Origin of the sequence: Candidatus Mesenet endosymbiont of Phosphuga atrata, assembly GCF_964020175.1 — a bacterium.
GTDB lineage: Bacteria > Pseudomonadota > Alphaproteobacteria > Rickettsiales > Anaplasmataceae > Mesenet.
This window is the reverse complement of the sequence record NZ_OZ026541.1, coordinates 690,186-705,890: the sequence shown is the minus strand read 5'-3', so window position 1 is coordinate 705,890 and position 15,705 is coordinate 690,186. Positions and strand designations below refer to the sequence as shown.

At 32.0% G+C, this 15,705-nt stretch carries 9 protein-coding genes and 1 pseudogene; 7 read left to right on the top strand and 3 right to left on the bottom strand.

The genetic code is table 11. The features are described 5' to 3' along the window. The first annotated feature begins 164 nt into the window (after positions 1 to 164). The 3 genes and pseudogenes from tnpA to AACL09_RS03420 all read left to right on the top strand — a co-directional run bounded on the left by tnpA (position 165) and on the right by AACL09_RS03420 (position 2,949). Positions 165 to 427, top strand: a pseudogene (tnpA, locus tag AACL09_RS06415) (IS200/IS605 family transposase). Between the two features lie 243 nt (positions 428 to 670). Continuing rightward, entirely contained in the window at positions 671 to 1,663 is a 993-nt protein-coding gene (locus AACL09_RS03425; RefSeq protein ID WP_339046937.1) for a hypothetical protein, read from the top strand. Between the two features lie 32 nt (positions 1,664 to 1,695). Beyond that, entirely contained in the window at positions 1,696 to 2,949 is a 1,254-nt protein-coding gene (locus AACL09_RS03420; protein ID WP_339046935.1) for a hypothetical protein, read from the top strand. Between the two features lie 85 nt (positions 2,950 to 3,034). Here the strand turns inward: AACL09_RS03420 and AACL09_RS03415 are convergent, their stop codons facing one another. After that, positions 3,035 to 5,323, bottom strand: coding sequence for a hypothetical protein (locus tag AACL09_RS03415; RefSeq protein WP_339046933.1), 2,289 nt, complete (start codon positions 5,321 to 5,323; stop codon positions 3,035 to 3,037). Between the two features lie 338 nt (positions 5,324 to 5,661). Between AACL09_RS03415 and AACL09_RS03410 the strand changes: the two genes are divergently transcribed. From AACL09_RS03410 to AACL09_RS06410, 4 genes are all read left to right on the top strand, one after another. After that, positions 5,662 to 7,200, top strand: a complete 1,539-nt coding sequence (locus tag AACL09_RS03410; RefSeq protein ID WP_339046931.1) for a J domain-containing protein — start codon at positions 5,662 to 5,664, stop codon at positions 7,198 to 7,200. A gap of 308 nt (positions 7,201 to 7,508) precedes the next feature. Further along, entirely contained in the window at positions 7,509 to 7,769 is a 261-nt protein-coding gene (locus AACL09_RS03405) for a hypothetical protein (RefSeq protein WP_339046929.1), read from the top strand. Between the two features lie 85 nt (positions 7,770 to 7,854). Continuing rightward, positions 7,855 to 8,058, top strand: a complete 204-nt coding sequence (locus tag AACL09_RS03400) for a hypothetical protein (protein ID WP_339046927.1) — start codon at positions 7,855 to 7,857, stop codon at positions 8,056 to 8,058. Between the two features lie 554 nt (positions 8,059 to 8,612). Continuing rightward, positions 8,613 to 8,660 (top strand): hypothetical protein, encoded by a 48-nt coding sequence (locus tag AACL09_RS06410; protein ID WP_339048971.1) that lies wholly within the window; start codon positions 8,613 to 8,615, stop codon positions 8,658 to 8,660. Positions 8,661 to 8,837: 177 nt separating this feature from the next. On the opposite strand, the gene AACL09_RS03395 is transcribed toward AACL09_RS06410, so the two are convergent. Together AACL09_RS03395 and AACL09_RS03390 are read right to left on the bottom strand one after the other, a co-directional pair. Next, positions 8,838 to 12,722 (bottom strand): type IV secretion system protein, encoded by a 3,885-nt coding sequence (locus tag AACL09_RS03395; protein WP_339046925.1) that lies wholly within the window; start codon positions 12,720 to 12,722, stop codon positions 8,838 to 8,840. Then, entirely contained in the window at positions 12,673 to 15,705 is a 3,033-nt protein-coding gene (locus AACL09_RS03390) for a type IV secretion system protein (protein WP_339046924.1), read from the bottom strand. The genes AACL09_RS03395 and AACL09_RS03390 overlap by 50 nt, the downstream gene beginning before the upstream one ends.

Genomic DNA, 15,705 nt, shown 5'->3' with positions numbered 1-15,705 from the left:
GCTTCTTTAAAAAAAATATATAAAAGTACGCATGTAAATTTATTAATTTTGCCAATTAGGAATTATCAATATAAGATATTTGTATGTTAAAGATACAATATCAAAGAGATTAATTTATTCCATCGAAAGCACGGTATAGAGAATCTATCTTAAAATTTTAAGAAATTTCTATACCAAAAATAGAACAAAATTATTGCGATTTAAAGTATCATGTAGTATTTTGTACTAAATACAGATATAGAATACTTACAGGTGAAATAGCTGTGCGTACCAGAGAAGAGAAACATGTGTTACAAATTACGTAGATATTGTAAGTGGTAATATTACACCTGATCATCTACATATGCTAATTTCTATGCCGCCCACTATCCAAGTTAGTACAATATATCAAAGGCAAGCAAACTATTCCAAGAATTCGAACAATTAAAAAAAAGATATTGGATCTATTTGCTGTCACTGTTGGTAATGTAAATTCTACAGATGTGCAGAAATATATTGAAGAGCAAGAAGTTCATAATAAGCATAATAGCTTTAACATCTCTGAGTTTTAAAACTCTTAATCTGCTTTATAAGCGTTTACTCATACCACCTGCTTTAGCTGGTTGTAGTTGATAAAAGAACAAAAGGAGCAGCTGGTATAGAAGGTCAACTCTGTGAAATAAACTTATCAATGTTGCTCTTATTAAAAGGGGTAACAGATGAACAGATAGGAGGTTTTCATTTAGCATCTAATATGGAGAAGGCAGATAAATTTGATGATATAGTCTTTAAGTATGAATACAGGGAAGGAATAACAGAAAAGTCAAAGATAGTTTTTCTCCAGGCTAAACATAAAATTGATCAAAAGGGTATTAATATAAACAGCTTACTTTCAGACTCAGAGTCAGGAGATTTTAGTTTAAAGAAGTACTTCATCTCTTACCGTAAAATTAAGCAACAATTTTCAGAAACAAAAGGTCCAGTATTTAGCAGTAAGTTTGAAGACTCTGAGTTTATTATTTATACTAATGCTCCTTTCGTTAGCACTGATAGTAGTATCAAAGAAGGGAATATAGATCAAAATGACTTTTTCAGAATATCAGATTCGCAAAGCAAGTATTATCAACTTGAATGTAATAGTAATGAAAAAGAAAAAAAAGAAAAAATAGTAAATCTTTTAAAAAATTCATCAGACAGTAGAAGGTTAGCAAAAGAGCTAGTTCAGTCTATTTCTTCTGGAAAGGGAATAGATATGCAAAAGGATACCTTTCAAAGCTATCATATAGCACTTCAAGGAAAAGTGATTGAAAAAATAGATGATAAATTAGAAGGAAAGTTAAGCGATAATTTCTTGAATGATGATGTAAGTTTATCTTCGGAAGATAAGGAATTTAGAAGAGTCTTTTTAGAAGAAGCAGGAAAAGTTTTTAAGAAACAAGGGAATGAACTAAAGCAGGAGTTACAGAATAAAGTTATAAAATTATCTAACAAGTTTGGTGTTAATAGTGGCAGTGAAAATTTAGAATTACCAAATGATGATCCTGTTACTGAAGATGAAATTAAAGATTTTTTAAATAAGTTTAAGCTCTTTGCAAGCCAACCAAGTGAAAAGGATCTAGAGAAAATCATCAAAGATAAAGTAAAAGAGGCATATAAAGTAGAGCAACAATCTTCCTATCATTAGTGTTATTGCTACCAGCATTACTCTGTTCATTTTTGTTAGTACTGCTACTGCAACCTTTACTGAGGTTATTACAGCCACGTGCAGGAGAACCAAGAATACTTGGTATGTTGAAAGGCAGCATTAGGGTGGTTTTGAGTACTGTAATACTAACACCTCTTATTGTTTTAATAATTCCAGTGTTACCATTTTTAGCATGTTTTGCTCTGCTAAATCTTACTTTCATCAGAGATATACGGCACGAAATAGTTCTAGCAATACAGGCAAGAATGCAACGGTTTAATTTAGTTCCACAAACCACTCATGATTCTGGCGTTAATGAAGATATTAAATCTAGTGTTGAAAATCTGATAAGAGAATATGGTCCTCCCTCTAACAACGTAAATTCAGAAATTGAGGCTTACATAAATAATTCGAGTGAGTTTACACCAGATAAAAAACAAATTATCCTTAAGTGTTTAAAATATATAAATCAGGATTCAGTTAAGTCCAGTAATACTGATTTAACGTTAAAACAAGTTCTAAATTTAGTTTGGCAGGCTTGTTTAGATGATCAAAATGTTAAGGATAGAAAAAATACATTAGTTAGAAATTTAATAGAAATCCAAACAACATATGGTAAAAATCGTGCTGCTTGTTTTACTGGTACTTTTAATAAAATTGTTGAAACATTAGATGGCATACATCCACTAGTTAGAATTGGATATTATCCCAAAGAAGTAATTTCAGCTATGGCACCAAAAATGATAGCTTCAATTACTAAAGAACTATTCGATAAGGATGCACATAAAGAGGCTATTTTACAAGGAATAGGAAGTGAGGCTATAGGTCAATTTATTGAAAGCGTAAAACAAAATTATAGAGAAGAATTAAGCAATCCTGCGTATAAAGCTTTTATAAAGAGTGATATCGATGCAGTACTAGATTCAGCAGAAGATTTAATTACTGAAGAACTTAACAGCATAAAATCTCAAAATTCAACTGCAGTATCAAAAGAAATTACTGCAATTGCTGTTCGATTATTTGAAAAACAAAAAAAGGAAGATAGAAAAGTAATTTTGAACTATTACGGCAATGAAAATTGGCAAAATAATAAAATTGTAAGTACATTTGTTAAAAAATATGCTGAGGAGATAAGAGAAGCTTTTGCAGAACATTCTGAAATTAAAGATTTTAAAGAGTACAACATGGATAAAGTATATACAATATTACAAAATTCTCTTAAGGAAGTGCATAATTCAAATTTAGAAGAAGCAAAAGTAGAATCTGATTCTATTCAGAAAAAGTAGGGAAAATTATTTTTACAAATGTTGTAAAAATTTCTATGTATTCAAATCTTAGAGGAGTAAATCACATACAAAAGTTTTATAGAAGCTATGTAGTTACACATTCTGGCTGCATTTTAATAAAAGTATTTTCAATTTGAGGTTCTGTTAAATAGTAAGATATTGCAAATCCCACTACTGATCCTAATGCGATCCCTACAGCCATCCACCATAAGTTAAGTAAAAGGCTTGTTGCTACTAAATATGACAATATTCCTCCTACAACACCTCCAGCTATAGATGAAAAAACAATCTTTGATTTTCTATTTTCAATAGGCTGAGGGTTAAATAAAGAGAATTCTGTATTAGCGCGTGAGTAATGTGATCCCTCATGGTATATTGTAACCTCCTTTTTTATCCCCCAAAGTTCTTTATTTGATTTATATCCCCCTAATAATTCTTCTTTCGGCTCAAATATTTGAGAATTTCTTTTATTATTATCATAAACTATAATCTTAGTATTAGCTAAAGATGCTAAAATAGGAATTTCTTCGAAAAAAACAAAATAACCTCTAGTCCCTATTGCATTTAAATAAGCTTTATAAAGTGTAGCATCATTGAAAAATGAGTTTTTGATAGCATTAAAGTTATGCGCTTTCTCATCAAGATCGGGTTCTAATTCAAGCACACAAGAATGAAAATCTTCTTGAATGTCATTACGCAATTGATTCTCATTATTCAATAAGTCTTGAATGCTAGGTATATTTTTTATATTACCTGGAGATCTAATATTACGGTTTTTAATAGCTGTTTTTATTATCTTATATATTTGATTTCGAAAGTGCTGATCTTTAAAAAATTTTTTAATAATTCTATCTTTTAGTTTTATAACTTTTTTATTGGCTTTACTAATAGCTTTGTTTGTTTTGTTAGCTAAGTTCTTAATTGCCTCTGATCTATTTGTTAAATCTTTTGGATTATTTAAGAAAAAATTAAAAACCTTTTCTAATTGATCTTTAAGAGATTTTGGCATCTTTGGATCATCTAAAGATTGAAATTGGCTTAAAAATTTGTGCCATTCCTCTCTCATTGCTGCTGCTTCTTTTGCTTCGTATACATTAGAAGTCTTATCACCAAATGCAGCATGAAAAAAACAATTACCATCACCTTTTGTAGGGAAAAATTTTACTTGCATATTGTCTCTATTTTGTATATCTACATCACTATCTTCTTTAAATAAATTTTGTATACCATCCAATCCTTCATAATCAGAAAATTTTGGTTCATTTCTATATAAATTCCTTATATCATCTAGTCCTATATAATTACTGAAATGGTAGTTACTTCTATACAAATTTCTTATGCTGCTTAAAACTATATCCTCATCAAATGAGAATAATATCTTATATATCTCTTCTGCTGATATTCTTCCCTTTGAAGATTGTTTCTTAGCACTTTCTTTAATTTTGTTATTATTTTTTATTGCGTTTATAAAAAAACTTTTGTAATTTTCGTAAAGAAACTTCACCACTTGATCTTGTTCTGAATCTACTGCAGCAAGTAAAGCTATATCAACTGCTCTTCTTTGAAGTTTCTCCTCCTTAACTAGATTTAACACACATTTAACAAGGGCTAAATTCCCAAGCTCAGCTGCTGATTCAATCAACCTTAACGTGTACTTTATGTTTATATTACTAACTAATTTTAGTACTACTTCTTCATTCTCAATTTTAGAACAAGATATGGCTTTTAAAAAAGTTATGTTTTCATTTTCTACAGGTTCCATGAGTTTTTCTAGTTCAGGTTTGTCTACAAGCTCTGTTAGAATTATTTCAGCACTTTCCTTACTAGAAAAGAGCATCATTAATATCAGAGAACGAAAGTGTTCTTTATCAAGTAAGGCACTAACTTTACTTTTTATTGCTGGATAATCAGATTTGCTGGCTATGAGCATTAATTTTGCCTCTTCAGCAGAAATCTTTGCATTTATATCCATCATGTTAATAAGTGCTATTTTCATCTGCCAATAGGGTAAGTTTACAGCAGCTTCATAAAGCTCGACAATGTCTTTTTCCTCGTAATCTAAAAATACAAAGCTCTCCTGATCTGACTCCTCATCTATAGTAGTGCTACCTATCTTTTGAGATTCATCTTTTAGAGCATCTTCCAAATTCAAAAGGCTATCTGAGCCAAGTGAAGGAAAATTACTTTCAGAAGAGCAATAATAATTGAATAAAGGAGCAGAGTTATCGCTGTTATCTTGTAACTTTACAGTTACATTAGCTTGTATGCCATAACGATAAAATTTTTCAGCTTGTAAATATAACCTTTGATACCAAGTGTTATTTACTGAATCAATAGTAATTAAATCTCCGGGCGCACTAATATCCCAAGTCATGTAATTCCCCCTAAAAAATTATTATAACATGCTATAAAATTAACATCAACGCTTGATTCAGCTTGCACTTCCAACTACGAGACAAAGCAAGTCATTTAGGCTCTCTAAAACCCTGTAAACAATCTAGCAGGATTTTGTAATCCATAGCGATATATATATTGAGTGGCACCCTTGCCTCTGATATGAGTATTTTGAAATCAAACCCACTCAATCAAATCAGAAAGAAGCTAGGTGACGGGGAATTATCAAGTTCGACTTTGAAGGCAACTTTCTCTCCTTAGATAACTGATTGAACATAACTTTATCTTTGCATAAGAAACATACTTAATTTATCATTAATGCTTATATTTTGGCAGGGGGAAATTATAGCTAACCATTTTACTCTTACTCAGCAAGAATTTAATAATGGTATTGATTTATTCCGTATATTAGAAGTAGCAAGTGATAAAGTAGTTGATAAGGATTATCAAGAGCTTAGTCAATTTCTTAAAAAACAGCATAAAAAATTAATACTAGTGGCCCATCCTGATAAAGGTGGAAGTACAGATAGATTTAATCAAATCCATAAATCTTATCAAGAACTTAAAAAATATATTGAACCCTTAGAGTTAGGCAATCCTTGCGTTAAAATTGATATTAATGCTGAAAGTAATGGTCACTTAACTGCAGAAGAATTTCATTATAGAAGAAAGTTATTTGAAAAATTTAATATTACTCAAGAAGAAGTAGTAGGAAAAAGCTTTGAACAATTGTATCTTACGCTAAAAAAGAAGGATATTTCATCTCATAATCAGTATGAATACTTTGAAAAGTTAATAGAAAATGTTAGATCACATGAACAAAATTGGACGTTTAAAAAAGATGATAAATATTATAGAGAATATGCTACAGATTTTTCATTAATAGGTAGAGTAAAAGATTCAAGGCCAGGAGTGTCTTATAGTCGTAGTTTCGCTTTTGCATATTTAGAGAAGCTTTTGTTAACACCTAGCATGTCTTTACTGAAATACATCTTTCCATTACTAAGAAAACAAAGTTTGATTAGAGAAGATAAGGCTGTACTAATACCAAAGTTTTTAGAGCGTAAAAATCACCTACTTTCTAATGCCTCAAAAGCAAAAATATGTATTTTATTTCTTCTTGTCTTAGCTGAGATGATATATTGTATTAAACCTCCTGCTTGGCTAACTACTAGCAGTAGTACTATACAATATTTACTTTTATCATTATTCCTCTCAGCTTATGTGGGTGGATCGATATTAGCTTTGATAGATAAGCATTATGTAAATGAAAAATATGCAGATCATTACATTTCTACTGATAGCTATATCATGAGAAAGAATTGTATTATGTTATGCTATAAGTTTTTTGTTTTTTATCCTATGCCAGTTTTTTTTGCTTATTTACTAGCAAGAAGTTTTTTTGTCTCTAATGGTTTTGACGTTGGTATAGTGATATTTGGTGTTCTATCATTATCGACTTTACTTATTACTGAAGTGTTAATACCTATATTCTCTAAAAGCTGTGAGATATATGCTGAAAAACAGATAACAAACTTGCTTGAAGAGGATCCAAAACATAGAGTAAAAAGAGAAACCGACTTATTAAAATGCTATGATCCACGTAAATTATTAGTTCTAATTATGATGCCTCTTGTTAAAAAGTGTTTTGAAGATCTAGTTGAAAAATTAGCTGAAAGAAATATCGATGAAGTTAATACTAAATCTGAAAAAAAGGTAAGTAGTAAATCTATCAATAAAAATGCTAATAGTCATGTAGAGGCTCAACATCAAGAGGAGATAACAACTCAATTGGAAAAAATAGTAATATCTTCAAATATGAATATTGAGGTAAGTGGCCCACAAGTTGGAGGATAATATAAATTATTTTTTCGTTACTTTTTCTACATCCTATTCTTTTTCTTACAAGCTGAGTTATTGAACAATAAATTATGTTTTAATAAAATAATTAAATTAATATACTAAGTGATTAGAGGGGGATGTGGGAATAAACTGTACCAATACTAAATCACTGAAAATGCAAGGCTGAAGTTATCACAGAAATTTAAGCAAGTCTCAAAAGCTCCATTTCCTGCAAATTTTATTATAAGGCCAAGTTTTCAATGTTTAGATAATTACCATAGATTAGCATGTTGATGTAAATTAAGAGTGTCTAGGAAAATAAAATGCCCACTAAAAACATAAATTTTCAAGATTCTGAAGAATACCTTGCAATTGAAAGAATGAAAAAAGGGAAGTCCAGCTTTAAAATAGTACATGATGATGTTAGTGGAACTTATTTTGATGTTAATTATTGGAACGTTACCTTAAAGGATATAAAAGAATTTTTTGAATTAAATAAGATAAATGATGCTAACTCTTTGTTGACTAATGGTTCAGGTTTAACACTATTTATGTTAATATGTATGCATGTGAGTCGTGCTTGAAACAAAGAACTCAATGATATACTACAATGTTTATCAAATAGTAAAAACTTCAATATTGATAAAGTAGAAAATTCTTTTTGCCTTAATGTGGTGTTGCGCAAATGGTGAGACTAATATTTGTCTTAAACTAATTGAGGAATTTAATGCAAACCCGTTTATTGAAGATAAATGTAAAAAGAATATACTTCATTTATGTATAGTACTTTCCAAAGTAAATGATAAAGGTATAATGAACAATTTTAGAAGAGGGAAAATGGCATACAGTGTAGATTTAAGAGATTATCTTTAGTTAAAAAAGGGGAATCAAAGGCTGAGGTTGTGGAGCTGTTGGAATAGCAATACTATACAGATGGCTAAAAAAGAAAGCTGTTGGTTAAAACCAGCAAAAAATGGTAATTTCATCGAAAAATAGACCCCTAGAAGAATATGTAAAAAAGCATCCAGCTGGCAGAGATGAAATTGGTTCGGAATAAGCGCAATTTGGTACAACAGCTAAAAATCACATTAAAAAAAATTTATCAAGAGATGAAAAAGATTTATCGAAAAAATTGCCAAAATAGACCAATCGTATATATAGATGAAAGATTATATAGAGAATATGGACAAGAGGAGAGAAAATACATGCACTGGCAAAAGACGAGAACATAATAGGATGGAAGAAGATTTGTTGCACCTCTGACCTTTACTGAAGGTTGTGATAAAGAAGTATTTAATACATGGTTAGAACACTACCGGAGCTGCCTGTTAATACAACTGTAGTTATCGATAATGCAATAAAATCGCTAAAACAAGAGAATTAATTGAAAAGGCAATTTACTCTATCTTCCTCCATATTCTCCTGATTTGAACCCCATTGAACATTGCTCGCATACCATCAAAAGTTACCTCTAATGCATCAACATTTCTTCTTCTTGTTGGTAACTCTATTATTGAGGTTTATCATTCAGTTTAGGAAAGATTATATTTCAACTTAGTTTTTTGTTAGATGATTTCAAATACAATCTATTATTAAATACTGCTTTTATTAACTTTCACCCCTATTATCGTCCTGCTGCTTTTTTATCTGTTCTATTTTATCCTAGCCTCAATCTCTTTTCTCTTATTTTGACCTTCCTTTAACTCATCGAGCTTTTCTTTTGTAGTGATACCTTTCTTTTGCCCACTGCTACTTTTTTCATTAATTATCGTTTGATCATTATTTTGTAATAATTTTTGAGCTCCTTCTTCATTGTTTTCCAATTTGTCATCTACACTCAATTGCTCTGAATTAATACAATCCTCTGCAGTTGATGATTGATCATTCGCTTGTGATATATCTTCTGAAATTTCAAAATTTTCTTTCTGTGGGCTGTCGTAGTCTTGAATGACAGATTTAACTTCTCCTTCGTCTAAACATCTTGATTCTTCCAGATTTTCCCTATAGGCACTAGTTTGGGGTTGATCATCGTCTCTTGATACTCCTGTCTCTTCTTGAGATGACAAATCTACATCACTATTTTCTTCTTGTGGAGTTTCACGATCTTGAGTGACAGATTGAATCTCTTCTTTATCCAAATAGCTTTCCTCTGGTCCTTCTAAATTTTCATCTTCATTAGTTTGAAATTGGCTATTATCTCTTGGCACTTCTGTTTCTTTTTGAGGCGATAGATTCTCATTATCTTGCTCAGTTTCTAATCCTTTCTGATAATCTCCATCTGAAAGTGTAGTTTCGTTGATAGCTATATCAGAAGTAGTACCACGACTTATTTCTTCTGAGGTATAATCAGGATAATCACTATCTCCTGTACGTAGCTCCAGCCTTGAATTGTTTAGTTCATCTAGTAATTGACGCATATCCACATGGGGTTCATTATCTATACCTTCTTCCAACTTTAAATCTCTATCTTCATCTAAATGTACTGCATGTTGATTAAAGTCTTGAAGTTGTTCTACATCATGACCAATATCTTCATCACTTGTAATTGGACGCTCAACATCGTTATCAATATCCCTGTCAACATTTTCATCATCAAGACCTGAGATATTAGCAAGCCTACCCCTTGGAAAAGGTGACTCCTCATTTTCTGGATCCTTTGGTGGTAAATAAGGAGATAATTTGTCTTTTTCAGGACCAAGTATTTCCTCACGGAGTTTTTGCATAAAGTGATTATGCTGTAACTTTACATCTTTCCACAACTCGGTTTCTTTTTCGCCAGATATTTTATCTACAGTATACTTGCCAAGATGTTTAAGAGCATCAAATCCAGAATAACTCAGATGTGAACCAACTACAGCTCGATAGTAAGTAAGCTTTTTAATCTGCTTATTAAATTTCTTTTGAAATTTAAATTCAGCAGAATCTGGCATAGTTATTGCATCTGTCACCTCAGATGTGAATTTTACTGCTGTGCCCAAAATTGGTGTTCTCTTGACTGTGTTTGCAACCGCATCACCTATTTTTTCAATACCACCACCAATCTTGTCTTGCCAAAAACTATGTTTCAACTCAGAGAAAAATTGCCCTATCTTACCACCAACACCGCCACTGTAAGGATGGAAGAATCCATCCCATATCCCAGAAAGCATAGTTGACATAGGAGAACCACCGCCAAGTGATGAACCTACATTGGTTACAAATGAACGCATTAGGGATATTAAAAACGCTAATAAAAGCAGTATAAGCAGTTCTTCCCATATTATTAAATAACCCTTTCTTATTTTCTTAATTATTGAGTAATCATATTGTTGCTCTAACTCTTCTTTAGGAGTAGGGTCAGTCTTATCTGAGCCAATGAGTAATATTAATGCGTTTTTAACACCATTTTGAAGTTGTTCGTAATTGTCTGGAATATTATTATTTTGTGAATATTCAATCTGAGAAAATTGTGAACTGTTACCTAAACCAAGTCTTTTGATTTCGCTTTTTATATCCTCAACAAGTCTTGCTATTGCATCACCATTTACTGTAGGAAGTGCCATAAGCGAGTTTAGCAGATTTGCAAGTTCAGTGAATTTTGAGTTCTCTTTTACTGAAACACCATCTGGATTCTTACTACCAGTTGTATCTGGATCGAAATAAGGATAATCTATGTAACGAAAATCCTTCTCTGTATATTCAGGTGGTACAGGAATTACTGCTCCGCCGCCAGTAAATGTAAACCTAGATACACTATCGTATGAACAGTTTAAACTGTCACAAGCGTTAGATTTACCAAAGATATTAATAACTTTTGGTACGTACTTTTGCCCTGGGGTCCAGTCATAAAAACTTTTCTCAAGAATAGGAGGTAGTTTTACTTCCATCCACTTATTATAGCAGACAGTAAACCCAAGCAACCTATAATAGGTGTTCATTATAAGAGCACCAAATAGTGAAAGCAAAGTAAAGATCATAATCGATTGTAGAGAAAAGCTTATACATTGTGTTAGCCAACCATCAAACAGCGATTTCAGTTTTGAAAATAAGATACCAACAAAAAATATCGGCATGAGTGCTATGAGTAACGATATTCCAATTAGCCCGGCAAGATATATAGCGAACGCATATATACATAAGAAAACATATATGAGAACGATAACGATAATAAAAAGAACACCAAATATTCCAGCAAATTCGCTTATGATAAGCGCTCTCATCTTGATATTCCACACTATAGAAGAAAATATCTTATCTCGTATCATGTAATCTAAAAAAGCAAATGGTGAATCTTGATTGTAACTGCGCATTCCAGAGTGACCGTTTATCATGCCAATTATTGCATCAGTACCATTGATAAATAGTGACAGGAAATTATCATAAAAAAATTGCCAGCTATTAGGTGAGATTAACATTAAAACCAGTGATATCTTAAGAACCCTAACTAAAAAATCAGGCATTGGTTGCTGTATCATACCTAAGATATAAAGTAATGCTGAAATCATCAAAAATAAGACCAAGAGTGAGTGCACAAGACTTTTATACGAGTCATTCTCTACTATACGTTTGAATATTGCTTCACCACCTTGAGTAATTAAAGTCTCTTTGACTTTTTTACGAATGGTTTCAAATATCATTAGCCCACGTTCTTGTCTTACTCCACTTATAAATTCAAAAGCATACCCTCCAGCATTATCCCAATAGTAGCGATCTAATATCTTAATATATACTTTCCACCCCGGTTGTAACTCTACATTTTGGCACGAAGCATCTTTAATAGGGTGTTCAATAGAAGAAAAAGCACCTGATCCACCTTCATCAGCTGATTTATATCCTAAATGCACTACCGGAGACCTAGGAGAACGCATAATGTCTACATTATCATTTGGATCTGGATCGCCATCACGTTTTAATAACAAATATGCACCATAACCATTTCTGAACCAACATGGTGCACCATAAGCACCTTTTTTAACATCATCTTTAAGACCTTCATCGATATATTGGCATTTGTTGCCAGGACATCCAGGTATAATTGAATCTTTTATGGAATAAGGTCCACAAATTCTATCTAAAGGAATGATAGATTGATAAATAGATTTATCTTTACCATTTTCAGTATCTGATAACGTTATAATTCCTGCAGCTGAAGTATATTGTTTGTTTGATTTTGCCCAAGAAGTCCACATGCCATTAGTTCTGACCTTTATAGGCTCACCATTGGTAACTAAACCCGTATCAACCCATCTAACAACTTGATTGGGAGAAAATACAGCAGTATTTTCTCCATCTTTAGCTTTAAATGCTTCACTATCTTTAGGATAATAAGCAGACGTAGTTACTGCTTCAAGACCAAAATTATCAGCAGAAATACACCTTGGAAAGGGTGAAATTGGTTCACAACCAACTTCTAGTAACAAAACTAAAATGAGCAATATTTTTAATAGAAAAGAGAAACAACTATTATTCATAAACTTAACTGTGCAGTTTAAGTATTCTTTCATCTTGTTACTCACTAGATTCTCTATCACTTGATACTTCATCTGACTCGTTACCACTTTGTGTTTCTTTATTGTCCCTACCTGAGTTTTTTGATAACGGATCTTCGTTTGCCATGCGATTACTTCTATTTCTCTTTATATCGGCTTCTGTTGCTCGATTTTTAGGTTCAAGATTTTCTGTTGGTTCAGAACTTTCATTGAGGTTTTCACTCTGATACCTTGGGCTTACATTAGCATCAGAGCCTTCAAATCTAACTGGTCTTTGACTGATAGTAGGTCGATTTCTTACTGAATTTATAATTTGCTTAGTATCTCTATCCAGACCGACCAAAGAAAGTAATGCCTGCGATGCATTGTCTACAGCAGCACCTCTATGGCCTATCATGTTTGACAAAGTACCAGAGATTGACAATGCAATCGATTCAGCCACTCTTGCAAAACCCCTCATTGCATTTGCTATAATTAAATATAGCAAAACGGCTGTAATAGAAAATGGTAACCCAAAAAAATCTAAACTATTACCTCTTTCATTCTCCCTCATTCTTTCTGTAAAACTTAGATCATTAGAGAAACCACCAGGAAGTAGCACTTCAAATAAACAAATGCTCCCCTCTTCATCCTTATAAATTTTAAACTCTCCTATACATCTAGGACATGCAGTGAAGTTAGTGATTGTATATAAAATTGATAGCAATGCTTGATTTAAAAATGCTAAAGCTGCAAATAAGATTATTGGTTGTATTGAGAAATTCAGTAGTAGCTTAATCCATCCATCAAATAGTTGCTTGGTTTTTTGAAAGAGAATGAAGGTGAAAAATACTGGAGATAATGATAACAAAAAAGATGTGGATATTATCATCATAAAATACATAAGCATCGCTTCTAAAATGCATGCAAAAAAACTAAAACTACCCCACATAATCATAAGGAATACAAGCCATCCAATAGGGCCTGCAAAGAACAATGATAAAAATCTAAGCCAAGTATCACCTGCAAGAAGTACCCCCACAGTTGGATCTAAAAATCTGAAAGAATCATCTGCTTCAAGATAACCAGAAAAAGCAGTTATTAACTGATTTACTCCTTGTGTAAATAGAGCAAAAAAATGAGTACTAAAAAACTCCCAGCTATTTGGGCTAAAAATCATAATTACAAAAGCTATTTTTAGTATTCGTATAGATAAGTCAAATTTGCTCAGCTGAATTAAGCCAAGAACATAACCGATAGCAGAGAATGCAATATACAATACAAATAAAGCCCTAACTCCATCCCAAAAAGGTTTTGATGTAGAGTAATTATTGTATATTTGTCTAATCGTACCACCTTGAGATGAATTGATTGCACTACTTATATCTCTATTACCAGTTGATGCAGGTGCACCATATAATACATTTAATATTGCATCTCTAATACTAATAAAAAAATTAGAAAAAATAGGATTCCACTTAGTGCGAAAAACATTAATGACATACTTATTTGCGCTTACAAATTCTTGACTCACATCTATAAATTGCTCATCTTGCACACCTCTTGTATCAATACCAAAATATATCTTGCCTGTTTTAGGATTATTATCTGTATTAATTTCGTAGACTCCGCTGCAATTATCACTTTCACATATAGGAAAAGTACCACTTTCCCCAGGGAGCATAGTAGGAGAAGTGTCGCTTATATACATATATAATTTTTTACCATCAGCAAGTGGACATGTTCTTTGTACTTTTACATAGTATCCACCAATGTTGTTGTCGTATTCATTTTTACTTGTATCTGCTATCCCCAACATTAGAGGGCTATTTTTTTCCACATTACCCACAACATAATTATGATTAAGTTGTAAGGATAGTTTTTTAAAATCACTTAAGCTTCGATTATAGTTTATACATTGTCCAGTGCCTTCAGGAAGGCACTGCCTAGCATTAATATTCCACTCTTCACTCTTTGACTGATCAATTCTTGCAATCAAAAGTTCAGCCCAGCTAGTGGTAAAATTATATTCATTTAAATCAAGATCTTCTGTGTTAAGACTACATTTACCATTACCTTTAAATTTATGCCTTATGGAAGAAATACAATTTTTATCGCTACTTATACCACTATCGCTTGCCCACGGGCCTTGATTATAACATATGTTACTGCAGAAGCAGTTTAAATCATACGCAGAGAATTTTTCTGCTACTGAATCAAGCTTTTGAATTCTGCCATATTTTTTACATATATTATTATTTAAATCTGGTTTTACATTTCGCAAATCCAGCAATGCCCCTTTTTCCCAAATTGAATATCCTTTTCCTCTATTTGGATTTTTAAAATTATCAGTACTAAGATGCACTTTATTGTCATACGGGGTAAAGCCATCACCAACTAAAACATCAAACTCTCTGCCTTGCAATGACTCAAACTTCATAGATCCTATACTATTACCTTTTTCGTCACGAGCTTCGTAAATTCTACCATCATCCCCTTTCATATAGTAATTGCCACCTGACCTACAAACATCAACGGAACTTACAGGTTCCTTACCATCCTTGTCTCTGTAATAAACATTTGGTCCATCAATAATGACTCCTGGAGGCAGTTTTTTACAGTCATTGATAGTGATTTTTCTTGGTATTAAGCTAAAATTTAATATATCACCTGGATTAACACTTAGACCAGTGTCAACATAACGTCCTTTACTGCTAAACCATCCTCCATGGCTTTTACATATTTTTTTGGGATCAGCGCCATCATTGCTGTCACTATATTCTGGTATTGCTCCATCACTACAAAAAACTGCAGGTACAATTACGTTTTTGGGATTGCTAGAATCTTTAGGACATAAATTAATTGCACCACTGACAGTCATCTTTAGAGTTTGGTCTGCTGATATACTTTCACCAGAATCAACCCAATAATAGCTAGCAGCTGAACCTCTTTTAACCTTTGGAGGTACTTCAATTTCAATACTACTGCTACTTACTCCAGACCATGGTTCTATGCAGTTAATACCACAGCTAGTTATAATACAGCAGAATAACAATAATAATTTTTTTATCAT

Bases quoted from the DNA above. Each gene is read 5' to 3' on its own strand.
- AACL09_RS03425 (WP_339046937.1), top strand. From the start codon at position 671: ATGTTGCTCTTATTAAAAGGGGTAACAGATGAACAGATAGGAGGTTTT.
- AACL09_RS03410 (WP_339046931.1), top strand. From the start codon at position 5,662: ATGCTTATATTTTGGCAGGGGGAAATTATAGCTAACCATTTTACTCTT.
- AACL09_RS03405 (WP_339046929.1), top strand. From the start codon at position 7,509: ATGCCCACTAAAAACATAAATTTTCAAGATTCTGAAGAATACCTTGCA.
- AACL09_RS03400 (WP_339046927.1), top strand. From the start codon at position 7,855: ATGTGGTGTTGCGCAAATGGTGAGACTAATATTTGTCTTAAACTAATT.
- AACL09_RS03390 (WP_339046924.1), bottom strand. From the start codon at position 15,705: ATGATAAAAAAATTATTATTGTTATTCTGCTGTATTATAACTAGCTGT.
- AACL09_RS03415 (WP_339046933.1), bottom strand. From the start codon at position 5,323: ATGACTTGGGATATTAGTGCGCCCGGAGATTTAATTACTATTGATTCA.